At 69.9% G+C, this 24,004-nt stretch carries 24 protein-coding genes; 12 read left to right on the top strand and 12 right to left on the bottom strand.

All coding sequences use genetic code 11. The features are described from left to right. The first annotated feature begins 38 nt into the window (after positions 1 to 38). Genes ABCR94_RS02135 through ABCR94_RS02120 form a run of 4 tightly spaced genes read left to right on the top strand, consistent with a single transcriptional unit; the run spans position 39 to position 5,968 of the window. Positions 39 to 1,499 (top strand): site-specific integrase, encoded by a 1,461-nt coding sequence (locus tag ABCR94_RS02135; protein WP_347117226.1) that lies wholly within the window; start codon positions 39 to 41, stop codon positions 1,497 to 1,499. Continuing rightward, positions 1,499 to 3,253 (top strand): hypothetical protein, encoded by a 1,755-nt coding sequence (locus ABCR94_RS02130; protein ID WP_347117225.1) that lies wholly within the window; start codon positions 1,499 to 1,501, stop codon positions 3,251 to 3,253. Before ABCR94_RS02135 ends, ABCR94_RS02130 begins: the two co-directional genes overlap by 1 nt. Then, positions 3,250 to 5,490 (top strand): site-specific integrase, encoded by a 2,241-nt coding sequence (locus ABCR94_RS02125; RefSeq protein WP_347117224.1) that lies wholly within the window; start codon positions 3,250 to 3,252, stop codon positions 5,488 to 5,490. The genes ABCR94_RS02130 and ABCR94_RS02125 overlap by 4 nt, the downstream gene beginning before the upstream one ends. Next, entirely contained in the window at positions 5,471 to 5,968 is a 498-nt protein-coding gene (locus ABCR94_RS02120) for a hypothetical protein (RefSeq protein ID WP_347117223.1), read from the top strand. The genes ABCR94_RS02125 and ABCR94_RS02120 overlap by 20 nt, the downstream gene beginning before the upstream one ends. Before the next feature lie 117 nt (positions 5,969 to 6,085). Here the strand turns inward: ABCR94_RS02120 and ABCR94_RS02115 are convergent, their stop codons facing one another. The 3 genes from ABCR94_RS02115 to ABCR94_RS02105 form a co-directional block, all read right to left on the bottom strand. Next, on the bottom strand, positions 6,086 to 6,304 hold the full coding sequence (locus tag ABCR94_RS02115; protein ID WP_347117222.1) for a hypothetical protein: 219 nt from the start codon (positions 6,302 to 6,304) through the stop codon (positions 6,086 to 6,088). Between the two features lie 73 nt (positions 6,305 to 6,377). After that, a complete protein-coding gene (locus ABCR94_RS02110; protein ID WP_347117221.1) occupies positions 6,378 to 6,593 on the bottom strand; it encodes a hypothetical protein in 216 nt (71 codons plus the stop codon). Then, a complete protein-coding gene (locus ABCR94_RS02105) occupies positions 6,590 to 6,817 on the bottom strand; it encodes a hypothetical protein (protein ID WP_347117220.1) in 228 nt (75 codons plus the stop codon). Before ABCR94_RS02105 ends, ABCR94_RS02110 begins: the two co-directional genes overlap by 4 nt. Before the next feature lie 345 nt (positions 6,818 to 7,162). Here ABCR94_RS02105 and ABCR94_RS02100 point away from each other — a divergent pair, with 345 nt between their 5' ends. The 4 genes from ABCR94_RS02100 (at position 7,163) to ABCR94_RS02085 (ending at position 9,859) form a co-directional block, all read left to right on the top strand. After that, positions 7,163 to 7,882: a hypothetical protein gene (locus ABCR94_RS02100; protein WP_347117219.1), complete on the top strand. Its 720-nt coding sequence runs from the start codon at positions 7,163 to 7,165 to the stop codon at positions 7,880 to 7,882. A 76-nt stretch (positions 7,883 to 7,958) separates the two neighbouring features. Further along, a complete protein-coding gene (locus ABCR94_RS02095) occupies positions 7,959 to 8,354 on the top strand; it encodes a hypothetical protein (protein WP_347117218.1) in 396 nt (131 codons plus the stop codon). Positions 8,355 to 8,469: 115 nt separating this feature from the next. After that, the gene (locus ABCR94_RS02090) at positions 8,470 to 9,585 is read left to right on the top strand and encodes an urease accessory protein UreH domain-containing protein (RefSeq protein ID WP_283520434.1); all 1,116 of its coding nucleotides are present in this window, start codon (positions 8,470 to 8,472) and stop codon (positions 9,583 to 9,585) included. A gap of 10 nt (positions 9,586 to 9,595) precedes the next feature. After that, on the top strand, positions 9,596 to 9,859 hold the full coding sequence (locus ABCR94_RS02085; protein WP_347117217.1) for a heavy-metal-associated domain-containing protein: 264 nt from the start codon (positions 9,596 to 9,598) through the stop codon (positions 9,857 to 9,859). Between the two features lie 72 nt (positions 9,860 to 9,931). Here ABCR94_RS02085 and ABCR94_RS02080 read toward each other — a convergent pair whose 3' ends face one another. Together ABCR94_RS02080 and ABCR94_RS02075 are read right to left on the bottom strand one after the other, a co-directional pair. Further along, positions 9,932 to 12,232 (bottom strand): heavy metal translocating P-type ATPase, encoded by a 2,301-nt coding sequence (locus tag ABCR94_RS02080; protein ID WP_347117216.1) that lies wholly within the window; start codon positions 12,230 to 12,232, stop codon positions 9,932 to 9,934. Between the two features lie 29 nt (positions 12,233 to 12,261). Continuing rightward, positions 12,262 to 12,981, bottom strand: coding sequence for a tRNA-dependent cyclodipeptide synthase (locus ABCR94_RS02075; RefSeq protein ID WP_347117215.1), 720 nt, complete (start codon positions 12,979 to 12,981; stop codon positions 12,262 to 12,264). A gap of 80 nt (positions 12,982 to 13,061) precedes the next feature. Between ABCR94_RS02075 and ABCR94_RS02070 the strand changes: the two genes are divergently transcribed. Next, positions 13,062 to 13,481: a heavy metal-responsive transcriptional regulator gene (locus tag ABCR94_RS02070; RefSeq protein WP_283520430.1), complete on the top strand. Its 420-nt coding sequence runs from the start codon at positions 13,062 to 13,064 to the stop codon at positions 13,479 to 13,481. Between the two features lie 326 nt (positions 13,482 to 13,807). On the opposite strand, the gene ABCR94_RS02065 is transcribed toward ABCR94_RS02070, so the two are convergent. From ABCR94_RS02065 to ABCR94_RS02035, 7 genes are all read right to left on the bottom strand, one after another. Further along, positions 13,808 to 14,005 carry a hypothetical protein gene (locus ABCR94_RS02065; protein WP_283520429.1) on the bottom strand — a complete coding sequence of 66 codons (198 nt, stop codon included), beginning with the start codon at positions 14,003 to 14,005 and terminating at the stop codon, positions 13,808 to 13,810. Positions 14,006 to 14,237: 232 nt separating this feature from the next. Next, positions 14,238 to 16,307 (bottom strand): methyltransferase, FxLD system, encoded by a 2,070-nt coding sequence (gene fxlM, locus ABCR94_RS02060; RefSeq protein ID WP_347117214.1) that lies wholly within the window; start codon positions 16,305 to 16,307, stop codon positions 14,238 to 14,240. A 30-nt stretch (positions 16,308 to 16,337) separates the two neighbouring features. Then, positions 16,338 to 17,600 carry a lanthionine synthetase C family protein gene (locus ABCR94_RS02055; protein ID WP_347117213.1) on the bottom strand — a complete coding sequence of 421 codons (1,263 nt, stop codon included), beginning with the start codon at positions 17,598 to 17,600 and terminating at the stop codon, positions 16,338 to 16,340. Then, on the bottom strand, positions 17,597 to 20,677 hold the full coding sequence (locus ABCR94_RS02050) for a lantibiotic dehydratase (protein ID WP_347117212.1): 3,081 nt from the start codon (positions 20,675 to 20,677) through the stop codon (positions 17,597 to 17,599). Before ABCR94_RS02050 ends, ABCR94_RS02055 begins: the two co-directional genes overlap by 4 nt. 99 nt (positions 20,678 to 20,776) lie before the next feature. Beyond that, on the bottom strand, positions 20,777 to 20,926 hold the full coding sequence (fxlA, locus tag ABCR94_RS02045) for an FxLD family lanthipeptide (protein WP_347117211.1): 150 nt from the start codon (positions 20,924 to 20,926) through the stop codon (positions 20,777 to 20,779). A 206-nt stretch (positions 20,927 to 21,132) separates the two neighbouring features. Further along, entirely contained in the window at positions 21,133 to 21,474 is a 342-nt protein-coding gene (locus tag ABCR94_RS02040; RefSeq protein ID WP_347117210.1) for a hypothetical protein, read from the bottom strand. Further along, the gene (locus ABCR94_RS02035; RefSeq protein ID WP_347117209.1) at positions 21,467 to 21,967 is read right to left on the bottom strand and encodes an ATP-binding protein; all 501 of its coding nucleotides are present in this window, start codon (positions 21,965 to 21,967) and stop codon (positions 21,467 to 21,469) included. The genes ABCR94_RS02040 and ABCR94_RS02035 overlap by 8 nt, the downstream gene beginning before the upstream one ends. A gap of 265 nt (positions 21,968 to 22,232) precedes the next feature. On the opposite strand from ABCR94_RS02035, the gene ABCR94_RS02030 reads away from it, so the two are divergent. The 3 genes from ABCR94_RS02030 (at position 22,233) to ABCR94_RS02020 (ending at position 23,927) form a co-directional block, all read left to right on the top strand. Next, entirely contained in the window at positions 22,233 to 23,105 is an 873-nt protein-coding gene (locus ABCR94_RS02030; RefSeq protein ID WP_347117208.1) for a helix-turn-helix domain-containing protein, read from the top strand. Continuing rightward, complete coding sequence (locus ABCR94_RS02025; RefSeq protein WP_347117207.1) at positions 23,106 to 23,336, top strand: DUF397 domain-containing protein; 231 nt, start codon at positions 23,106 to 23,108, stop codon at positions 23,334 to 23,336. It abuts the gene before it with no gap. Between the two features lie 162 nt (positions 23,337 to 23,498). After that, on the top strand, positions 23,499 to 23,927 hold the full coding sequence (locus ABCR94_RS02020) for a hypothetical protein (RefSeq protein ID WP_347117206.1): 429 nt from the start codon (positions 23,499 to 23,501) through the stop codon (positions 23,925 to 23,927). Positions 23,928 to 24,004: the final 77 nt, after the last annotated feature.

The raw sequence follows: 24,004 nt of genomic DNA, 5'->3' as shown, positions 1-24,004 counted from the left end.
TGTTGCACTCTGTCGTGTCGGCTGACAGGGTCGGCGAAATGGAAAGTGTGTTCTATTCCTCTCGTGGGTGGGAGGACTGGCAGGTGTCGGCCAAGCCCGCAGTCCCGGACGGGATGCCGGTGCTGGTCGACGATGACCTTCTCTTCGAGGACTCGTCGGGGCCACGGCCGACTGTGGCGGTGAACCGGTGGCTGCGTGAGCTGCCGACGAATGGGTGCCCGGCGCCGAAGTCGTGGATGTACTACGCCCGGACGGCGAAGGAATGGATGGAGTTCCTGGCCGAGCACGGGGTGGGCCTGTTCGACACCCGGGCACGGCTGAAGTCGGCGCTGGGCGCGTACGCGGTGTACCGCGCGACTGGGCCGATCAAGCACCGTTTCGAGGCGTCGACGTGGAACCAGAACGTGGGGATCCTGGCGACCTTGTACCGGTGGGCGGTGAACGAGGGGTACGCGGACGCGGAGCCGTTCACGTACAAGCAGGGCACCGCCTACTTCGGTGAACAGGCGACCCAGGTCCAGGTCAACCAGGCCCGGCGTCGTCAGGCCAAGGATCACGTCACGATCAAGTACCTGGAGAACGACTTCATCGAGCTGTTCCTCAACGCGCTGTCGGGCCTGACGCCGGACGGTCTGGATGATCCCCGTTACCGGGGGCGGGAGTTGGCCCGCAACGCGGCGGTGACCCGGTTCGCGTTGTCGTCGGGGCTGCGGGCTCAGGAGTTCAGCTATCTGTTGGCCTGTGAGGTGCCGCCGCTGCCGAGGCGGCCGGTGAAGATGCCGGTGCCGCTGCCGGTCCCGGCCGCGGTGACCAAGGGCAGCTCGTTCCGCGTCAGCTGGGTGGACTATCCGGTCCTGGCCGAGCTGCACAGCTATATCGAGCTGGAGCGGTCCCTGGCTGCCGACGGCTCGGTATGGCGTCCGCCGGCTTCCTGGGGCGAGCCGCTGATGGTGAGCGAGGCTGACGAACGCGGCGGACGCATCGACGGAGTCCGGGTGCCGTGGGAGAGTCTGCGGCCGATGGACCGGCGCCGTCTGGTGGCCCCGGGCGGCGGTTCGATGCTGCTGGCCGTGAAGAGTGACGGCGGTCCGTTCACCGCCTGGGGCACGGTTTTCGCTCGGGCTTCGGAGCGGATCCGTGAACGCTTCGAGCCCCGGTTTCCGCACGTCTGGCCCCACCGGCTCCGTCATTCGATGGCGATCAGGACGCTGGAGCGACTGGTTCGGGGCTACTACGCGCAGGTCGCGAACCTGGTGCAGGACGCCGACGACGACGCGGCAATGGCGCTGTATCTGACCAAGACCGAGCCGCTGCTGGTCCTGCGCGACCTGCTCGGTCACTCCAGCGCTCTGACCACGGAAAAGTACCTGCGGCGCCTGGATATGACGCGGATCTTCCGCGAGGCGTACGAGAAGGCCGGTGTGGACGCCGGTCTCAGTGATGCGACAGCCGATCGGGAAGCGGCGGCCGAGTTCGACGACGAGGAGGACGACTTCTGATGCCCGCCATGGTGAACGACAGCCCGCTGGGCATCACCTGTATCTACAGCGACGGCTCCACGTCGATCAGTTCGTTGTCGCCGAAGCCGGTTGCGAACCCGGCTCTCGCTCGCCAGTTGCTGGTCGCGCTGGCCGACTTGGTGCATCCGCACGGGCGGCTCGACTCGGCCCGGACCATCGAGGTGTATCTGACGGCGATCCGTGACCTGCTCACGCGCCTGGAGGCGGCCGGGTTCCGCGGGGACGCCTCGAAACTGACCCGGGGGCGGATGGCCGAGGTGTGGATGGCCACCACCAACAGAAAGGAGGCCCTGACCCGGATCCTCCTGACCCGCCTGGACGACCTGGAGGGGCTCCTGCGGCCGGACGTGCGAGCGCTGGCCGACGGTCGCCTCTACAACCCCAACACCCGCCAGCTGCGCAGGACCCTGCCGCCCTACAGCGAGGCGGAGTGGGAACGCCTGGCCGGGGTGTGCCGGTCGATCGTCAAGGAGTCGTTCGCCGCCTACGAGCACGCGCGCGATCAGGCCGGGCGGGGCGCCGATCCGCAGACGGCCGGCTGGTGCGAGGAGAATGTCCAGTGGATGCTGCTGGATCAGGGCCCGGAGCAGGCCGCGGAGGTGCTGAGCCTGCGGTTCCGCAGGACCAACGGGACTCGGTACGGGATTCCTCTTGAGCTGTATCCGGGCTGTGCTCCGGATGCCACGGGGCCGCTGTATCCGCCGTGGGAGGTGGTGCGGGCGTACCAGCTGCTGTTCGGAGTCCACACCGGCCTGGTGCCCGACGGCCTCGGTGATCTGGGCCTGGACGGCATCGACTGGGCCGGGGACGCCACGGTGCTGCTGGACTACGTGAAGGGCCGCAGCGGCCCGGAGAGCCTGGTCCTGTCGGCGAAGGCGAGCCGGCTGCTGCGGCAGTGGGTGGAGCACTCGTCCCCGGCCAGAGCCCACGCGCCGGAACACATGCGCAACGACCTGTGGCTCCGCTACAGCCTGCGCGGTCGCGACAAGTGGCAGAGCGGTCCAATCAGCACGCCGACGAACCGGTGGGTCAGGAAGCACGGGCTGGTGGACGACTCGGGCGCCCCGCTGAACGTGCACTCCCACCGCATCCGCACGACGTTCGAGTCACTGCGGGACCGCAGCGGCTGGCGCGGCAGCTCGCGCGCCACGATCGACCCGAACCACTCCCCGCAGGTCGAGGGGGACCACTACCTTCAGGTCTCCACCCCGGCCCAGAAGGCCGCGGTGGACTCGATCATCGAGGAAGCCCAGCACGACATGCTCCGGCGGGCCCAGACGCCGGTGATCCTGGGCACCGACGACGCCGCCGAACTCGTTGCCCGCTACCCGCAGACCGTCGCGAAGCTGGACCTGAACGATCAGGTGGTCGCCGAACTCCTGTCGGGTGAGCGGGATGTGTTCACTGCCGCGTGCGCGGATCAGCTGTCCGGGCTGCACGGCCCGAAGGGCAAGCCGTGCCCGGCCCGCCCGTGGGTGTGCCTGCTGTGCCCGCTGGTGATGTTCGCACCCCGTCATCTGCCGAACCTGATGCGGCTCAAGGCGTTCTTCGCACGGCAGTGGAAGCAGATGCCCGCACAGCAGTTCATGGCCGTCTTCGGCCCGTACGCCAGCCGCCTGGACCACCTGCTGACCGAGGACTATTTCAACGCCGACGACCTGGCCAAGGCAGCGGCCGACGTCAGCGACACCGATCACGATCTGCCGCTTCGCGCCGAGGAGATGACCGCATGATGCCCCGCCCCCAGATCGCTGTCGGCCTGCCGCCGCGATCAGTGTTCGCCGGTGAGGACGTCTGCCTCGCCGCCGGGCTGCCCGTCGATCCGGCGAAGGCCGGCCGCAGGCCGTTCTTCGATGACGACACATGGGATTTCACCTGCGTGACGGGGCTTCCCCGCCACCAGCCCGTACGTGTCCAGATGATCAATTTCGGGCGGATAGCCAACCCCGTACAGCGGCAGCTGACCAAGGAATACCTGTTCGGGCTGCTGGCCCCCGAACACCGCCTGGTCCGTGTCCTGCCCGGCGCCTACCGGATGCCCCGGGTGATCTCGACGGCCCACCAGCGGATGTTCCACATCCAGCGCTGGTTCGACTGGCTCGCCGAGCGCGGCATCCACGACCTGGGCGAGGTCACCCAGGAGACATGCGACGCCTATCTCCAGTGGTGCCACCACACCTGGAACCGGAAGAACGGCCATGCGGTCAAGGAGACCAAGCCGGACTACCGCCGCCAGTCGGTCTCCACCCTCCAGGATCTGGCCGACTACGGCGAGCTGTTCGGCGCGGGAGGCTACTCGCACGGCTTCCGGCCCTGGGGAAACAAGAGTTCCCAACTGGTCTCCGGCTACCGCAACACCAAGGGAAACAGCACCCAGCCGGTGAGGCCGGAGGTGCTGCAACCACTGCTGGCGTCCTGCTTCTACATCATCGAGCACCTGGCCGAACCGGTCCTTGCCCTCCGTGAGTCCGAGCGCCGGCGGGCGGCCGCGTGGGAAGAAGCGTTCGGCGACCGGGACGAGCCGCGTGCCTGGGCGCCGTTGATGTCGGCGGTCGTCCGGGACTACCTTCGTCGCGGCGAGCCGCTGCCGGCCACCTCCGACGAACAGGTCCAGGCCCGCCTCAAGCGGGGCTGGGAGAAGGACGACGCACTGCTGCGGGTCAGCGTGAAGCGCCTCGGTTACGAGGCCGGTATCCGCTTCCCGCACGTCACCCGGCTCATGGACGAGCATCGGGACGAACTCCGGGACGCCGCCGAGCTGCTGGGAGTGGAGCACCCGACCGCCCGCAACGCTTCCCAGGTGCCCCGCGCCGACGGGAGGGGCGAGGCGCCGTGGACGCTGCCGATTCCCGGTCACACTCAGACGGACTGGCTTATCGAACGCGTCCGCTCGGCTTGCCTGACGGTCGTGGTGGCGCTGACCGGGATGCGGATGAGTGAGCTGGTGGAGATCCCCACCGGCTTCCGTCTGCCCTCGCAGACGGTGGCCGGCGGCCTGACTCGGCACCGCATCAGGAGCAAGCGCATCAAGGGCGTGAAGCACGGTGGCGAGTGGGACGAGTGGGTGGTCGTCGAGGAGGTTCACAAGGCTCTTGAACTGCTGCGGCGTCTCCTGGACGATCCGGAGGAGGAATCCCACCTGGTCGGGGGAGACAACCTCCACTTCGGCTGGCGGATGATCTATCTGCGGCAGTGGGTCAACGGCGAGGACGGGCAGCGCCTGGGTCTGACCCCGATCCCTGACGGCCAGGTCAACCTGAAGATGCTGCGTCGCACGCTCGCGCTGGAGCTGGCTCACCGTCCCGGTGGGCTGCTGGCCGCGAAGGTTGCGCTGAAGCATGTATCTGTAGCCACGACGGAGGGGTACGCCGCCCGTCCCGGCGGGCAGCAGAGCATCTTCATGGCCGAGGTCGGCAAGGAAGAACAGAGCCGCAACCTGGAAGTGACCTTGCAGGCGTTCCGCGACTTCCAGCAGGGCATCCTCCCGGCCGGGCCCGGCGCGAGGGATCTGGCGGAGTTCTTCGAGTCGGTGGACGGCCAGCTTGCCGAGCTCGCGGAGAAGGCGCCGACAGTCAAGCGCGGGGACCGTGAGGTCGCGGCCCTGCTCGCGAAGCGGGCCGGCACCCTGCACCTGGGGGTGGCGAACTACTGCTGGTTCATTGACCCCGCCAAGGCCCTGTGCCTGAAGCTCGCCGGGGCGCCGGTCACCAAGGACTCCAAGCCCATGGCCGGGATGTGTGACTCGGCCCGCTGCCCGCAGGCCACCCACCACCCCTGCCACCGGCCGGTGTGGGCCGAATCGGCTGACAGCGGCAAGGTCTTCATCGCCACCATCCCTCGGGGCAACAAGGCCGAGAGGCAGCGGCTGGAGGCCGAACTCGCCCGCTCCGAGCGGGTCGTTGCAGAGATCGACGCGGCCTACCCCGCCACCCACCAGGAGGAGGACGGCGATGGCCCGGCTGACCAGTGACGCGCGGGAACACAACGAGCAGGCGGTCCGGGCGGCGATGGACCGGCTGCTGGCCGGGGATCTGCCGTCCGGCGGCAAGTGCGACCTCAAGACCCTCGCCGCCCAGGCCGGGGTGAGCCGCACCGCGTTCTACCCGAAGAAGAACCGCGACGGCACCACCCGCCCCGGTCCCTACCAGCACCTCGCCGAAGAGTTCGAACGCCGCCTCACCACCTTGCAGGACGCCGGACAGATCACGGACCCCCGGGCCGCCCAGATCGAACGGCTCAAGACCCAGGTCGCCGAACTGAAGGAACGGCTCGCCAGACGGGACGAAGCCCTCACCGAACTGACCGAGTTCAAGACGCTCGCGGTCTCCCGGCTCGCCGCCCAGCATCAGGAGATCGAGCGGCTGCGGGAACAGGCCGCCGGGGCCGGCAACGTCCGCCGCCTGCCCGCCGCTCGCAGCAGTACGGCCCCGTTCGGGTCGTGCAGCTGAGCCAGTGTAGGCGAGCATTCGGAATGTCCCGTTCCGACGGGACGACCTGGGTTTTCCCGGCCGTCTCATTTGAGGGACACGGCCCTTCTGTCTCACGACCTTGGCCCGAGAGCCGAATTAGGGTCCAGGGGCAGCGGCCGGGGTCCGAGAGCGGGTGCGGGCTCGTTGGGCGGCCGGAGTGGCCTTGCCCACCGTGCTGACGACCCTCTCGCGATCGCCGGTGCAGTCCGCGGCGCTTTCGTCGGCCGAGCGTCCGGCGGTGTAAGCCACGGTGGTGGCGAGGGGGCGCAGCAGCAGGTGGGCTGCGGCTGCCAGTTGGGTGGCGGCGATGAACAAGTAGTGTGTCAGGTCACCTCCGCCCGCCGGGCCTGTTGTGCCGGCCGTGCTGGCAGCGCCTGCGTGTGGGGCCTTACCTTTCCCGTCTTCTTGCCTGCATCGCGGCCCGCTCGCGCAGGAGGCGTAGCTCCTCGCGCTTGAGGCGGATCTCCTCATCGACGCTGTGCGAGGTGCGCTGGGGTGGGGCCGGGCAGTAGCCGCCTTGTTTCCGCATCGGGCGGATGCAGCAGACGTAGGTGAGCGCCACGGCCAGCGCGGTGACGGTCAGGGGGAGCCATAGGGTGGTCATGCGGACGGGTCCTTGTGGTGGCTCGGCTTCGTGGCGAGGTCGCCGCGCAGCGCATCGACCTCCTTGCGCAGGCGGATCAGTTCCTGCTCCTGCTCGGCAGTGGGGGCGGATTGTGCCTGCTGGTCGGTGGCCGAGGTGCGCTTGGAGCGCATCATGAACCACATCATCAGCCCCATGCCGACGGGGCAGGCGAGCAGGGGGAGTGCGTACAACAGCTGGCTCATCGCCGCTCCTTCAGGGTTCTTGCGCATCGCGTGCGAGGGCGGCTGACGCGGCGTCGGCTCAGCCTGCCTTCTCCATCCGGTGGCCGCAGCAGCATGTGGGGGCTTGGTCCCCGCCGTGGCCGGGTGCCGCGCCCTTGGTCACGGTGATCTCGCAGCCGCAGTCAGGGTCTGGGCACCGGTACACCTCGCCTTGGACGAAGGCCATGAGGTGACCTCCTTCCCGCTTTGTGCTGATGCGGCAACGCTAAAACCTTCCCCCTGGGGCAAGGTCAAGGCCCGGTTAGTCTGAAATAGGGCGTTTCTTTCAGAGTATTCCGTTTGTGTTCTGAAGAGAGGGGTCCGCGCATGTCCAGCAAGCCTGAGAGGAAGGCACCGGCGGACCGCCGGGCCCGGGCCGCGGCACTGCGTGAGCAGGCGGAACACGCCCAGCGTCGGCGCCGCCGGCTGATCGTTCTCGCGGTGAGCGTCCTGGTGCTCGCAGTCGTCGCCGGGCTCACCGTCCTTGTCCGGTCCTCGGGCGGGCCGTCCAGTTCCCGAGCCGAGCCCGGTATCCCCACCAGCCCCATGAAGGCCGCTTCGGGTCGTACGACCGCCCCGCCCTGGGCCGCGCCTGGTGATCCTGGCGCACGGGTCAAGGCGGCCGGGCTGCCGATGCTCGGCGAGGAGGGCAACGTCGAGCACATTCACGCCCACCTCGACGTGCTCGTGGATGGCAAGCCGGTCGCCGTCCCCGGGGCCATCGGAATCGACCAGCGGGCGCAGCAGATCAGCCCGCTGCACACGCACGACACGGACGGCGTGATCCACATCGAGTCCCCGGTCAAGGCCGCTTTCTCCCTCGGTCAGTTCATGACCGAGTGGAACGTCGCGCTCACCCAGGACTCCATCGGCGGGCTCAAGACCGGTGGCGGCAACGACTTCCACGCGTACGTCAACGGCAAGGAGTACGCGGGCAACCCGGCCGCGATCGAGTTCCGGGCGCATGACGAGATCGCGCTCGTGTACGGGCCGGCAGGCCAGAAGGCCGACGTGCCCAGTGGCTACGACTGGCCGGAGGGCGAATAGCTTCACACGTCCGCGGTCGGCACGGAATGCTCGACAGGCTGGGGTGGCTGCCGAGCGATGGCCTAGCATGGCGCGCATGTCGCGACGCCTGCTGCTGCCGCTCCGGACCTGGTCCGGGGTGCTGCTGGTGTGCGCGCTCTTTGCATGTCTGTCGGGGCTGGCGCGTCCCGCGATGGCGATGCCGGGGCCGATGGAGATGACCCCGCGGGTCGCGGTCGCCGCTCATAGCGGGCATGCCGTGACTCCGGCCGTGGCCGGAACGAAGGACCACGGTCCGCGCTGCCCGATGGCCGCGGAGCAGTGCGTGGCACCCAAGGCCACCCTCGCTCAGGACGGTCCGGCTGGTCCGGTGCTCGCTCCCGTACCGCACGCGATGGCCTGCGGTCACGCGCTCCTGATGGCGCAGCCCAATGCCCCGCCTCGGATAGTTGACCCTCCGGATCTGCACCGGTTGTGCGTGTCACGGACGTGATGGTTCGCCGCTCGTGAGGCAGTCGCCTCGCGGGACGCCGTGTTCCTCATGTCCACTCGGCACGCCCGGATTTCCGTGTGTGCGTGCCGTCTTCGCAGAACTGGAGTAACGACGCATGCCGTCGTCCGTCGCTTTGTTGATCACCGGTGCGAGCACCGGACTGCTCGCTGGTGGTGCCTCGTGCGCCGCCGTACAGGGGGGCCTGCTGGCCGGGGCCGTCACCCGCCGCCGCACCCCCGCCCCTGCCCCGAAGCCGGCCCGCAAGACTTCCCGGAGCGCGCCCCCTGCTTCGGAGGCCGCCACGCCACTGGCGCCGGTCGGGGCGTTCCTGGCCGGGAAGCTGGTCTCCCACACCCTGCTCGGCGTCCTGCTGGGTGTGTTCGGGAGCGCCTTGCAGCCGAGCCCCCGTACCCAGGCGGTGCTGCTGCTGGTCGCCGGCCTGATCATGGTGCTGTTCGCGCTGGATCTCTTCGGGGTGAAGGCGGTGGGGCGGCTGGTGCCCCGGCCGCCGGCGTCCTTCGGGCGTCTGATGCGGCGCAGCTCGAAGAGCGACTCCGCCGTGGCGCCCGCGCTGATCGGCTTCGCCACGGTGCTGGTGCCGTGCGGGGTCACCCTCTCGATGGAGCTGTTGGCGATCACGTCCGGCTCGGCGGTGGCCGGTGCCGCGGTGATGGCCGGGTTCGTACTCGGCACCTCGCCCCTGTTCGCCCTGCTCGGGTATCTGTTCCGGCGCAGCAGCCAGGCGCTGTCCGGCCGGCTGGCCGTGGCCACCGGCGTGGTGGTGCTGGCCGTGGCTGTGTGGACGATGGGTTCCGCGCTCCAGGCCGGGGGCTGGGTCTCCTTCAACACCCCGGCGAGGAACACGGCCGCGAACGGGCCGTTCATCGTCGAGGGCGGCGAAGGCAGCGGGACCGGGGAAGGCGGCAAGGAGGCCGGTGTGCCGCCCGTACACGTCGACGCGTCCGGGAAGCAGATCGTCACGCTGACCGTGACGGACTTCTACAGTCCCACCGCCTTCACCGCGAAGGCGGGCGTGCCGACCAAGCTGGTGCTGCACGGCAAGGATTCGGGCGGGTGCGCCCGTGCCTTCACCATCCCGGAGCTCGGGGTCCAGGAGATCGTCAAGCGCGACGGTGACACCGAGATCGACCTGGGTACCCGCAAGGCGGGCACCTTGCGCTTCTCCTGCGCCATGGGCATGCAGACCGGCGAGATCGAATTCAAGGCGTGAGGGACCTGACATGAAGCTGTTCGGCCGTAAGAACAAGACCGAAGCCGAGACCGGCGCTGAGGTTGTGCTCCTGATCGAGGGCATGCACTGCGGCAGCTGCGGTCTGCTCATCGACGACGAGCTGGAGGAGATCGACGGAGTCCACTCGGCCGCTACGGATGCGCGCGCCGGACGCAGCGTCGTCCGACTCGAGGAGGGCGCCGAGGTGGACATCGCGGCTCTCGTCGCGGCGGTGGAAGCGGCCGGGGAGTACACGGCACGCGTCGCCGGCTGACGCATACGCGGTCATGCCGAAGCCCGGCCGGGAGATGCTCCCGGCCGGGCTTCGGGCTTGTCGACGCGGTACTCAGGTGCGGTTGGCGGGCTGGAAGCGGCGCAGGCGCAGGCTGTTGGTGACGACGAAAACCGAGGAGCTGGCCATCGCGGCCCCGGCGATCAGCGGGTTGAGCAGGCCGAGCGCGGCCAACGGCAGGGCTGCGACGTTGTAGGCGAAGGCCCAGAAGAGGTTGCCCTTGATGGTGGTCAGGGTCTTGCGGGCGAGGCGGATCGCGTCGGCGGCGCCGCGCAGGTCGCCCTTGACCAAGGTGAGGTCGGCGGCGGCGATGGCCGCGTCGGTGCCGGTGCCCATGGCGAGTCCAAGGTCGGCCTGGGCGAGGGCGGCGGCGTCGTTGATGCCGTCGCCGACCATCGCGACCACCTTGCCCTGGCCTTGCAGCCGCTTGATCTCGGCGACCTTGTCCTCGGGGTTGACCTCGGCGATGACGGTGTCGATGCCGACCTCGGCGGCGACGTGGCAAGCAGCCGCCTCGTTGTCGCCGGTGAGCAGTACCGGGGTGAGGCCGAGTGCCTTGAACTGGGCGACGGCTTCGGCGCTGGTTGCCTTAACGGTGTCGGCGACCACCAAGGCGGCTCGTACCTTCTCCTCCCAGGCGGCGAAGACGACCGTACGCCCGGACTCCTCGGCCTGCTGCTGGGCCCGGACCAGCGTGGGCGGGATCTCCAGGCCCCACTGATCGGTGAGCCAGCTCGCCCGGCCGGCCATCACCTGGCGGCCGTCCACGGTGCCGGTGACACCACGCCCGGCGTGGTTGGCGAAGCCGGTGACGGACGCGAGGCCACCCTGCTCCTCGTCGGCGGCGTCCGCGATGGCCTTGGCGATCGGGTGCTCACTGGCGTGCTCCACCGCGCCAGCGAGACGCAGGATCTCCTCCCGGGTCTCGCCCTCGGAGGCCACCATCTCGGCAAGGCGCATCCGGCCCTCGGTGACGGTGCCGGTCTTGTCCAGCACGATGGTGTCGATGCGGCGGGTGAACTCCAGGACCTCGGGGCCGCGGATCAGCAGGCCGAGCTGGGCGCCCCGCCCGGTGCCGACCATCAGCGCGGTCGGCGTGGCGAGTCCGAGCGCGCACGGGCAGGCAATGATCAGCACCGCGACCGCCGCGGTCAGTGCCACCGGCGCAGGATGGCCCAGCAGCAGCCAGGTGGCCAGCGTCCCGACGGCCAGCAGGATCACGATCGGGACGAAGACCGCCGATATCCGGTCCGCGAGCCGCTGCACGGCCGCCTTGCCGGTCTGAGCCGCCTCCACCAGGCGGGCGATCTGCGCCAGCTTGGTGTCCGCCCCAACCCGCGAGGCGCGTACGACGAGGCGGCCCCCGGCGTTGACGGTCGCGCCGGTGACCGCGTCACCCGGGCCGACCTCCACCGGCAGAGACTCCCCGGTCAGCAGCGATTCGTCCACCGCCGAGGAACCCTCGACGACCACCCCGTCGGTGGCGACCTTCTCCCCGGGCCGTACGACGAACTCCGCGCCAACCGCCAACTGATCGATCGGCACCCGTACTTCCCGTCCCTCTCTCAGGACGGTGACGTCCTTGGCGCCCAGGTCCATCAGCGCCCGGATCGCGTCCCCGGCCCTGCGCCGTGCGCGGGCCTCGAAGTAGCGGCCAGCCAGAATGAACGCCGTCAGCGCCGCGGCCACCTCCAGATACAGCTCGGCCGAACCCGCGTGCTCGCCCGAGCGGGGCAGCAGCGAGACCTCCATCCGCATGCCGGGCTCGCCCGCACCGCCGAGGAAGAGCGCGTACATGCTCCACACCCAGGCAGCCAACACGCCCAGGGAGACCAGGGTGTCCATGGTCACCGCCCGGTGCCGCAGGTTCAGTGCGGCCGCACGGTGGAACGGCCATGCCCCCCACAGCGCCACCGGCGAGGCCAGCGCGAAGGCCAGCCACTGCCAGAACCGGAACTGCGTGGCCGGCACCATCGACAGCACCACCACCGGCACCGTCAGAACCGCCGAGGCCAGCAGCCGATCCCGCAGCGCCCGCACATGGCGCTCCTCCTCATCGGCCACCCCGCCCTCCTCAGCGGAGGTGGAGAGGGCGGGCGGGGCGGGGAGTGAGGCGCCATAGCCGGTTGCCTTGACCGCGTTGATCAGTTCCTGCGCAGTCACGTCATCCGCGTGGGAGACGCGTGCACTGGCGGTCGCGAAGTTCACCGACGCCGTCACGCCCGGCAGCTTGTTCAGCTTCCGTTCGATCCGGGCCGCGCACGAGGCACAGGTCATCCCCGTGATCGACAGGTCGACGGCGTTCGTCGGCTCGCTCAGGCCGGGTACCTCACCGGCTATATCCGTGGTGGTCATGGGGCGGCTCATCTCTCTGTTCACGGAGTTCAGTTCCAGCGGGCGGTGTCGAGGGGTGCCACGACGGCGAAGCCCTGGCCGGGAGCGGGGTGCAGGACCAGCTCGCGCCCGTACAGGCGGCGCAGTACGTCGGGCGGCTGGTGATAGCAGAAGACCGACGCCCCGGCGCCGACGATGGCCGGAGTGTCGACGAACAGGGGAAGCTCGGCCAGGAAGTAGCGCACTGCGCATTCGACCTGCTGCTCGCTCGGCGTCGAACCGTCAGGCAACTTGCCGGAGAGCGCCCAGTCGGCGGCCTCCTGGCAGGCCCCCCGAAAGCCCTTGTCGCCGTCGTACAGCTCGCGACATCGGTCGTGCAGCCGCGTGAAGGCAGCGTTGCCGTCCAGCTCGGCCCAGCCCAGGATGCGATCGTCGGGTTCCACCACACCCAGGCCGGTCAGGGCGGTACGGATCTTGTTCCGGGTGTACTGGCCCTGCCGACGTGCCTTCCACGCCGCCCGCTCGGGCGAATACCCCAGCGCCTCGAAGGTGAAGGCACTCGGCGCGTCAGGGACGAAGAAGTCCACCCGGGCGAACCGCTCCAGCCCCCACACGGCCAGCTCGCGAATCCGCTCGGTGGAGAAGTAGCTGTTGAACGGGCTGATCCCGATGCACGCGTGCTCGGCACGCGCCACCACATCACCGCACTGGGGGCTCATCGGTGTGAGTTCCAAGGCCGGCGGGGCCCCGTCTCCTCGCTGGGTCGTCATGTCTGGACGCTAAAACCTTGCCCTTAGGGCAAGGTCAAGCGCACAATGGCGGCATTCCCCCGTATGAGGAGATCACCGCCATGCTGACCGTCGGTCGCGTCGCCAAGCAGACCGGGCTGAGCCCCAAAGCCGTACGCCTCTACGAAGCCAACGGCCTGATCGCCGAGGCGGAGCGCACTTCCGCCGGATACCGCACGTACACCGAGCAGGCGCTCCCGGAACTCCACTTCATCCGGCAGGCACAGGCCCTGGGCTTGAGCCTGAAAGAGATCAAGCGAATCCTCGACCTGCAACGCCAGGGGGAACAGCCCTGCGCCCTGGTCACCGGCCTCCTCGACGAACACCTCACCGAGATCGACCAGCGCATCGCCGACCTGACCGCCCTGCGCGCAACCCTCCAGGACGCCCGCGACCGCGCCGGCCAGGCCGCCGGACGCGGCGAGCCCGGCGTCATCTGCCACATCATCGAAGACACCTCGACCACACCGACAGACGCATGACGCGGGTGGCGGTTACCGGGGCAGGGTCTGAGTGACGCGCCAAAGACCGGTGCGGCAGCTCGCCCTCCTCGAAGGCGTGGACCTCATCCACGGTCCAGCCGTCGGCCAGGGCACGGAGCAGGTTGCGGGGGAAGAAGTGGCCGCGAAGCCGCCGTGCTCGTAGATGTCGTCGCCGTGGGCGGTACCTGTCCCGTAGTGCGCGTCGCCGGCGCGGTGTAGACGAAGGCGCCCCCGGACGCAGGACCCTTCACAGGCGAGGGCGAAGACCGCCGTCACGTCCTGGTCGAGTCGGCGTAGAGCAGGCGCGTCAGCTCAAGCCGCGACTCTTAGCCGACATGGTCGCGCATCGTGGAGGACCAGTACGTGCCCGAGTAGTGCTTCCGTCCATGCCGCCAGCGGAACGTACGCCACGGCACCGAAGGCTCGAAGACATCGGCGCCGGTAGTCGGCCAGGGCCGGTCTTCGTCGATCTTCCCGTCCACATAGCGAAGACTCATCGAGACCTCGCCGAGCACGTACGACATACCCCACCCCCGAGCAGCAAGAACGGGGAGCGATGCCCCCGACCTCGACCAGCTGAGTCATCTCCACGATCAGGGCGGAGAACGCCGCTGCATAGATCGAGACCGGGATCAGCACTACTACGGGCGAACCAATCAGGCAGGAGTTCGTCTCACTGCCCTGTCCCTTGGGCCAGAAGAAGGCCACCTTTTCCGTGCGATCTCTTCGCCTGCACGGCGTCTCAGGGCCGCACCGTCACCAGCCGATGGTCAGGCGGGTCTCGGGCCGGTTGACGCGGACACCCGGGGCGAGACGGTCGTCGGGTGTGGTGGCGGGGTAGGCGGTGACGATGGGCTGGGCGGGCCTCCCCTGGCTCCAGCGGCGCAGGAGGTCACCTGCCTGGCCGAGGAGTTTGCTGCTGCCTGGGCCGTGCGCGATGAGGCCGAGTTCGTTGGCGTCCTCACCTGCCGGGCGGGCGGTGAGGTAGACGAGGGTGCCGCCGTCGTACAGACCTGCTCCGGCCCACCGGATGGCGGGATCGGCCAGATTGAGAGTACGGGCGGAGGTGCCGATGGACAGTCGGCCGAAGCTGAGGCCGCTGTTCATCGTGGCGAGCCAGAGGTCGAGGTGGGCGGCGGGTTCGTCGTGACGGACCTCGATGCCGGTCCACTGCTCGTGGGCGGGGTGGCTGAGGGCTTGGGCGAGGGCTGGCTCGTCGGGAAGGTCGTCGGCGTCGAGTTTGAGGATGACGTCGTCGGCGAGACGGACGTGGCGTTCACCCATCTCCGAGGCACCGCGCATGGGCACGAAACCGCACACGGCGGCGTTGGTGCTGAGCATCAGTGCGTCGTCGGTGTGGTCGAAGGCGAGTGAGCGGGTCAGTCCGCTGCCGTGCAGCCGCAGGGGGACGACGATGCGGCCGCCGACGGCGAGCTGCTGCCACCAGGCGGCGGAGATGTCCCAGGCCCCCGCGGTGACGATGATCCTGTCGAAGGTCGCGCCGTTGGGGTCGCCGAGGGCGCCGTCGCCGCAAACCACCTCGACCTGGTCGTATCCGGCGGTGGCCAGGCCGGTGCGGGCGCCGTCCGCGAGGTCTTTGTCGAGTTCGATGGTGACCACGGAGCCCGTCGGGCCGACCAGTTCCGCGAGGAGGGCGGCGTTGATGCCGGTGGCCGCGCCGATCTCCAGAACGCGGTGGCCCGGGTGCACGTCGAGCTGCTCAAGCATCTTGGCCACGATGTTGGGGCTGGAGGCGGAGGAGACAGCGGTGCCGTCCTCGGCCCGCTTGGTCACCACGGGCTTGGGCGCGTACGCCGTCGCCAGGTCCACGCCGGGCAGGAAGACGTGCCGGGGCACGGCTCTGAAGGCATCCCGGACCTGGGAGGTGTGGAAGGTGCCAAGGCTGTCGATCTTGGCGATGAGGGCCTCGCGCAGTTCGTGCGGATCGAGGGCCGGGGCGTCGGTGGAGTGCATGGTCACTGGCCTGACTGTAGTGGGGTGAGCGGGGTCATTTCGGCTGCTTCGCGGGGCCTGGCCGGGTATCGGTTCCCGGTGGAAGATCACGCGGCTGGCGGCGGTCGCCAGGACACTCTGGTGGGCCGCGGAGATGCCGAGTCGGTTGAAGGCGAACAGCAGATGATCGGTGAGGACGGCCCGCAGCCCCCGGGCGAGCTGCCCGTGGCGGGCCAGGTCGGCGAGAGTGCGTCCGGTGTCCTCGAAGGCGGCCGGCCAGCCCGGCGTCAGGGTGAGAGGGCTGTCGTCGGTGTCGCCCTGGGCGGTGATGAGCATCTGCACCGCGGCGAGGGTGGCCGGGGACGGCTCGCTTGTGCCGTCGCCTCGGTGCTCGGTGACCTGGGCCCAGACGTCACCCTGCTCGTAGAGGTCCTGGCCGGCGGCGAGCATCATGCGGGTGGCGAGGCGCACGCCGAGCTCGCGCCGGTGATCGTCGCCCTCGTCGGCGAGGTGGGCGAGGATGTGGCGGCTGTCCACGTGGAACAGGTCATGGGCGGCCTGCATCGCCTCCGGTCCGCCGAAGCGACGGGTCTCAGCCTCGTAGATGACGCCCTCGGCGTGACGGATCGCGGCGCGTTCGGTGAGAGTGTTCGTTAGCCGTCCGAGGAAGACGGTCGCGGCGCGGTCTTTTGCGGGCAGGACGCGCAACCGCCAGCATTCACGCTTTCGGATGAACCACCAGGCGGCGATGTCCCCCGCTTCTTCGGCCTCGCTCAGCAGCGGCCCCAGGTGGTGGACGGCCATCTCTTCGGCGGCCTGCCAGGAGCCGCACCACAGGTTCACCTGCCACCAGCGGATGTCCAGCTCACTCATCGTTGCCATCCAATCGACTTGTTGTGAAGCTCAATTGAGGAGAAGACAGGCGGGCCAGCCGCCGCTCGTGCCGGTCGCCAGGGTGTGCAGGGTCAGGGCGATGCCGGCGCTTCCCTCGATGAGGCCAGGCAGGGCCCCGGACGGGGTGTCGCGGGTGTGGGCGAGGAGCCTGTCGAGCAGGTGCGGCAGGTGGTCGGTAAGGGCGGGGGTGGCCGCGTCGGCGGCGACGTGCCAGGTGGTCGCGAGCAGTCCGGCGAGACCGTGGCACAGGGCCGGGTCGCTGATGCGCGCGAGCTGGAAGGGATCGGACAGGCAGCGGGCGAGGGCGTCCTCGGCCGCCTTCTGTCGAACCCGGTCTCTGAGGGCGAGCGCGGCCAGCTGCTGGGCACGGGCCAGGCCGGGGATGCCGTAGCACCAGGACGGTCGCAGCGGGCCGTCCTGGCGGGATCGGCCGGTGTGGAGTTCGTTCACGGTGATCCGCTCGGGCCACCACGGTCCCGCCGGGGCCTGCTGTTTCCAGTCCTCCAGCCACTGGCAGATCCGGTCGATAGCGGCCTCCTGACCGTCGACCGCCACTTCCTGCCGCAGTGCCAGGGCCAGGAGAGACAGGGGGCCCGAGACGCCGTGGGCCATGCCGAAGTTGGCTTCTCCGGCGGCGAAGGCCGGGTCACGGTTGTGGGCGGAGCTGTCGCTGGTCCACCAGCCCGGCGCCCCCGCCCCAGCCTCGTCGTCGGCCTCCACTGGTTTGGTCAGCCGTACCAGGTAGTCCAGGACCCGGCGGACGAGGTCGCCGCCGGGGTCGCGTTGGAGGAGGTAGGCGCCGAGGCCGGTGAGTCCGCGGGTGAGGTCGAACTCGTACTGCGAGGGGCGCTGTCCAGCGTCAATACGGGCGTGGGCGGCCGTGAGCCGGGTGTGAACGAGCCTGGTGACTCCGTCGTCGAGGCCCGCCATGGCGCCCGGGTAGGTGCCGGGGGCGGCGTTGTGGAGGGCGAAGGCGAGGGCGGGGGCGCCGAACCACAGCCCGGCGCCGGGCCCGGCGGTGAGGTCGTCGCGGGTGGCACGGGCCAGCCACGCGTGCACCGGCGTCGCGTCGGCCAGGCCGGCTTGAGCGCGCAGGCCGTGCAGGACGGCGACACCCGCCGCCCCCTTGGACAGCGACTGGTCGCGCCAGCGGGGACTGTTCGGGCTGAAGTCGTCGTCGTGCTCAAACGGCCGAGGTGCGATCAGGGTGGTGGAGAGGTCGTTGGCCATGGCCGCAGCGGCGGCCCGCTGCCCGGTGTCCAGCCCGGTCATTCGTCGCCCCCTTCCTCAGCACTCCGGCGCACGGCCTGGGCCAGGGCGACGGACCGGGCGAGCTTGTGCGTCATCCCTTCGGCCTCCGCATTGATGCCGAGCGCACGGATGTGGTGCATGTGCAGCAGCGAGGTGAGGACCGAGCCCGGAGCCACACGGATGGTCTCGGGAGTGAGGCTGGCGGCATACCGGGCGGCGGCCCCAGATCGCGCCGCCCACGCGGCGGCGATCTCCTCGCCGCCGGGGAGGTCGCGCAGAACTTGTCCGTCGGCAAGCCGCAGGGTCTGGCGGCGCATCTCGCGGTCCCGCACGGGCGCGTTGGTTGCGAGTTCCGGGTGGTCGGTGAGCCAGCGCATCCCCGCTGCCTCGCTCCCCGTCATCGCGACGACCAGATCGACGAGGCTCGCGGCGGTCAGGGCCTGCGGGTGCGGTCCGCCGGAGGCGGTCAGGGCCGTGAGCTGAGTGAGGACGGCCGCGGAGTCGGCAGCGAACAGCGCCTCGGCCGCAGTCATGGCCACCCCGGTCCCGTACCTCCCGATCTCCGGGTAGTAGGTGTCGAAGCTGATCTCGCCGAGGAGGCCGCACTCTCGCAGGCCCTCCGACCAGGCCGCCACCCGGCCGGCGGCCCGTGCCGTATCCCCGTCGTGCACGCGCAGTCGCAGGTGCGGGGCGGGGTGGCGGTAGCGGACGAACCACCACTGCGGCGGTGTGGTCCAGCGGGCCAGCAGCAGCGGCACACGCTCGGTCAGCAGCGTGTCGAAGACGTCCGGGTGGCCGTACAGCTTGGCGTACACCACCCCCTTCCTCGGCTGACTGGCGGCCAGTGACAGAGGTGCCGGGCCTCTCAGGAAAGCGGGGGCCTTGGCTGGCGGGGCGGTCGCGGCGAGCGGGATGACGATCTCGTGGGCCCGGCCGCCGAACCAGCCGCGGTCGGCGGTGGTGGGCGCCTGCGCCACGGTGAGCGGGCCGTCGGCCGAGTCCAGGTGCGTACGCAGCAGGTCCCGGTCCATGGGATCGTCCAGGTTGAGCCGCAGTTGCCGGTCACCGGAGCCCACCGCGATGCTGGCAGGCAGACGCCGATACGCGCGGACCCTCTCCAGGGCCGCTTTCCAGTCGCGTGACGACGCCGCCGGCCCGGGCAGGTCGGCCGGGCGGAGGCGCCACTGGGCGGGCGCGAGGATGCTGCGGCCGTAGCGCAGGCGGGGCAGGAAGGGCAGGCGGGCGGCGGCGCCCCAGTCGAAGGACGTCACCTGGGGATGTGCGGAGCGGGGAATCTCGAACAGCAGCCTGGCCAGGGGCGGCATCGTGTGCCGGGCCCCGGTATGGGGAAGCAGGGGCTCCACCACTCGGTGCCTCGACCGCGACACCACGTACAGCCGCTTCTGGTCGGCGGTGATCGCGAGGTCCCCCACCTGGATCCGGTGGGCGTCCGGCTCGCGATGCTCGGCCAGGGTGATCACATCCGGCAGTACGGGCGGGACACGCTGGACGTTCTCTTGGCGCACCTGCTGGGGCGGGAACGACAACTGGGCCGCGAGCGCCCCGTGCACGGCGGCGGGCAGCTCCGCGTACAGGTCCGTGACCAGCTTCCGGTCGGGCTCGTCCAGCAGGTCGAGGAACCTGCCGGTGTTCGCGGCCAGCCGGCCGAACCCGCAGACGGCCAGGGTGAAGTCGCCGGCGTCGAGCGCGGCCGTCGTGGCGGCGCGGACATCGACCCAAAGGTCCACGGGTGATAAGGGTCGCTGACCTGCGTCTCCGGCCAGCTCTGTCAGGCGCTTCTCGTCGAGAGCGACCTCGACGACACCGTCCAGCGCGGCCTGCTGGGCCAAGGCGAGCAGGACCTCGTCCCTGGGCGACAACTCCCGGGAGCCGGGGTGCGGCTGGGTGAAGTGTCGGGGGAAGCCGAGTCCGCTGGTGGGGTCGACGAGCTGTTCGACCGGGACCAGTGCGCCGGGTCCGTACTGGCCCAGGAACTGGCGGTGGTACTCGTGCCACGACACGTTGCCCGTGGGGGCCGGGCTCAGCCGGACGAGCGCCTCGGCTGCGGCGGCGGCTTCACCCGCCACCGCCTGCGGCAGCACCAGAGTGCAGCCGAGCCGCAGATCCACCGTCAAGGGCTGTTCGACAGCGCTGGACAGCCAGCGCATCCGTGCGACGGCCTTGCGCCTGCCCTGCCCGTCGGTCCAGGGCGCCGTTCGGGCGGCTTCCTGTAACTGTTCATGGATCGTCTGTAATTCGCTGACCAGCGTGTGCGTCTCCGGCAGATCTGTCGTGTCTGCCTCGTGGAGCTGGTCCAGGAGGTGAGCGAGAGCGTCGGTCGCGGTCGAGGGGGGCCGCAGGCTGCTGATCAGGACGCCCCGGGCCGTCAGTTCACCTACCAGCGTTTCCAGCCCGTCACAGGGGGCTCCGGGGTGTTCGGCCGCGACCTTGTCGATCAAGTCGCTGCCCCGCAGAGGGGATTGCGCCAGACTCATGACCGTGCGGACGACGGGGATCAGCCGCACCGATACCTCGGCCCGTGACCCGCTGACGCCGGCATGCGGTGCCCAGGTCACGACCAGGCGGTCACCGCGTACCAGGGCCAGGTCGTTCATCACGACCGGCAACCGTCGCCGCAGCTCGGGGCATGCTTCGAGACGTGCGATCACCTGGGTGAGCCAGGCCGCGTCGGCCTGGGTGCGGGCCTGATGGTCCTCGGTCCATCGCGCCGAGAAGTGCGGGCCGAAGCGTGCGCCAGTCACCCCGGCGAAGGCCCCGAAGGGGGTGGCACGGCCGCGCATCCGCACCAGATACCGGGCCAGTGCCAGCGCCATGCGCCGTACTTGTCCCGGGTCGGTCGGCCGTCCGGCGAGCGTGGCGTCGATCTGCCCGGCGAGTACGGGGCTGGCGATCGCGACGGCCTCGGCCACCGCTTGGTCCGTCCATGTCTGAGCGAGCCACCCTCTCCACCGCTCGCCGTCGGCGTCCCGGTCGGCTTCGGGCCATGGCGCTGGGCCTGGGTCGGCCGCGTGCACGCTTGCCCGCAGCATCGCCGTCCCGGTTGGCCGGTAGTACGGCATACGCTTCTCCGCCTTCACCCTCGCGCCTCCCAACAGGCCGGTCCCTTGCGATGCGACGCACTGCTGAGGGGGTGCCTGGGGCGTGAGCTCCCGCCCCAGGCACCCCCGGCGATCAGGTCAGCAGTCGCCGTTCTTCTGGGTGTCGCAGCCGTCGTCGGTGCTGCTCAGCAGCGCCGCTGCCACGGGTCCGGCGGTGACGATCCGCACGCTCAGGTCGAGGTCGACCGAGTCGCTCGCGGGGCGCGTCTCCTGGGTGCTGGTGTTCATGGCAAGTCCTCCTGTGTGTAGGGATGTTGCTCATTGCGGTACTGATGACCTGGCGCCGCCGCACGGAGCGTAGTGACGTACCTACGCCCCGGCGGCGGTTCCTGGCCATCCCCGCACGCGGGCGTGGTGCACCGTGTGCGGAGGCTTGGTGCTGGCCTGCCCGGCTCGGCCGCGGGGGCACCCGGGCCGGGCAGGCCAGGTCGCAGTCAGCCCGGAGTCTGCGGCGGTGGTGTGCCGCGCAGGATCTGGCTGACGGGGACGGTGCTGGTCGGGTCGGACAGCGACCGCACGGCGGCCTCCAGTCGTCCCGGGTCGGCACCGAGGTAGGTCACGGCTGCCTGGGCGATCTGGTCGGCAAGCCCGCGCTGGAGGAAGGCTTCGTGGCGGTGTTCGGCGACCGTGACGGCGAGGGCTTCCAGGGAACCGATGATTTTGCGGCGGGTGGTCTTCTTCGGACCGGCACCGAAGGTCATCCAGACGATGATCTCGCGGCTGTCCATGTCGAAGCCGACCCGGAACGGCAGCTGTACGGCGGCCGGTTCAGGCACAGTTCCTCCCTTGGTAGGGCAGACGGCAGCGGATCTGCTTGCCGACCGGAGTGGGCTGGACCGTCCAGCCGGGCGCCAGGACGTCCAGGATCCACAGGCCCCGGCCGGACTCCGACTGGTCGTTGCCCGGCGGCCGGGGCCGCCGCTGGGGCACCGCCGCCGGCTCGGGGTCGTGGACCTGAACCTGGACCTCGTCCGGTGAGCTGGTCACCTGGACCACCACCGGCGCCCACGGTCCGCACAGCCGTACCGCGTTGCCGACGAGCTCGCTGGCCACCAGCCGGGCCGCGTCCGCGACCGTCTCGTCCACTCCGGCCCCGCACACCTCTTTGAACACCCGTGCGCGCATCTCGCGCAGGTGCTCGGGGCTGGCGCTCATGTGCAGGTCGAATCCGTCGGGCCGCATCGCCAGGTAGAACCCGCATTCGGCCTGCTCCGGCGCATGCCGGGGCGGTGGGTCGGACGGTCCGGGCAGGACCCGTGCATCGTGCATGGCGTGTGCTCCCCAGTGACATGAGCGGGCCGAGGCCCGGAATCGTCCGGTGGGCCCGCAGAAGCGGGTCGGCACGTCGGCCCTCGGGAAGAAACCCCCGGCAGTCGGCGCACGGCAGCGGCATATGCCACGAAGTGCAACGTGTCCGTCACACTTCGCTACCGCCCCGTCAGCATGCCCCGAGGCATCTCGGTTAGGCAACATGCCTCGTTGAGATTCCTCGGATTGGTTGTCGGTGACGGTGGCAGGGGGTCACACTGTCGCCATGGCCTGGAAGAAGAATCCCGCCCCCAAGTCCGTCTACCGGCGGCAACTGGCTGCCCAGCTCAAAGAGTTGCGCGACGCCTCGGGCAAGACGATGGCCGAGGTGGCGAAGGTCGTCGAGATCAACCAAGGCTCGCTCAGCCGCATCGAGAGCGGCGACCGGGGCACCTCCCCGGTCCTGGTGAAGGCGATGCTCGACTGCTACGGCGTGAGCGACCCTGCCGTCCGCGAGGACATCCTGGACCTGGTCCGCGCAGATCAGGCCCAGAAGCAGAAGTGGTGGCGCAAGTACTCCGCGGTCATCAACACCACCCAGTACGGCGGCTACCTGGAGCTGGAGGCCAGCGCCACGGCCCTGCGCTCCTACGAGCCGCTGCTGATCCCGGGACTGCTCCAGACCGCCGACTACGCCCGCCAGGTCATCACCGCGATGCGCGTGGACCTGGACGCCAAGCAGGTCGAGGCCCTGGTGACGGTCCGGATGAACCGCCAGGCCCTGCTGGCCCGCGACGACGCCCCGAAACTGTGGGCGGTCATCGACGAGGCCGCCCTCCGCCGCGTCAGCGGGGTTCCGGCCCTCCTCAAGAGCCAGCTGGAACACCTGCTGGACCTCGAACCCCGCACGAACATCACCCTGCAACTGCTGCCGTTCGACGCCGGATTCCATCCCGGGCTGTACGGCTCGTTCATGCTGATGGGTTTCCCCGAGCCCAACCCGGACGTGGTGTGGGTGGAGAATCTGACCAACTCGGTGTACTTCGAGGGATCCGACGATGTGGGGCGCTACACCGAGGTCTTCGACCACCTGCGGGCCGCTGCCCTCGGCCCACCCGAGACCCGCAGCCATATCAAGCGCATGATCAAGGAGCTGTAAGTGAGCAACACCAAGCCCAACCCCGCCGAGCTGGACTTCTCCGGCGTCACCTGGGAGAAGAGCCCGTTCAGCGGGGGCAACGACAACTGCGTGGAATTCGGCGTGATCGGCGCTCTGGTCGCCATGCGGGACTCCAAGCGGCCCGACCAGACGCCGCTGATCTTCGACCGCAGCGAAATCGCGGCGATGATCGCCGGGGCGAAGGCCGGGACCTTCGACCACCTGGCATAGAACCGTACCCGGCCGCACCGGCCGGGTACGGAGAGCACGTAGCGGCCGGCCCCAAGCGTAGTGGGGCCGGCCGCCGCCGTAATCTTCCCAGACCACCACCCCGGAAAGCTGGCCGATCGCATCCGGGGCCGGATTGTCAGTGCCCCGCGCGACGATGGCGCCATGACCACGGATCCGACCAGCCCCACCGAACGGCAGATCCCCGCGTGGATCTCCACCGTCGGAACCGGCTGGGCCCCCTTGCTCAATCAGCTCCACCGCGACCTCCTGGCGCTGGCTGCTGACTACCAGCTCGACGCCTTCGGTACGAAGTTCGGCGGCCTGCGCATCCATGTCGGGGACCGCTTCGATGACGATGGTGAATTTGACGGCGACTTCACGGACGCCGCTGCCGCCCTCGTCGACGAGGCCGAGATCGCCTCCGAGCACACCTGTGAACTCTGCGGGCAGCCGGGCCGCCCCCGATTCCGCGGCGATCAGCACCAGACCTGGATCACCACGGCCTGCGACACCTGCCGTACCCGTCACGTACAGCAGGCCGCGCCAGTTGGCAGTGCTGCAACCGCTCGGCCCGACGCACCCCACCCGTAGAATCCTCTCGGGTACGCCGAGCTCAGTCTCACCGCGCGTCAGGCTCTCCTGAGGCGTGATCTCCGCCACAAGCGGTC

This window comes from Streptomyces changchenzhani (assembly GCF_039766235.1).
GTDB lineage: Bacteria > Actinomycetota > Actinomycetes > Streptomycetales > Streptomycetaceae > Streptomyces.
This window is presented reverse-complemented; position numbering and strand designations above follow the sequence as displayed.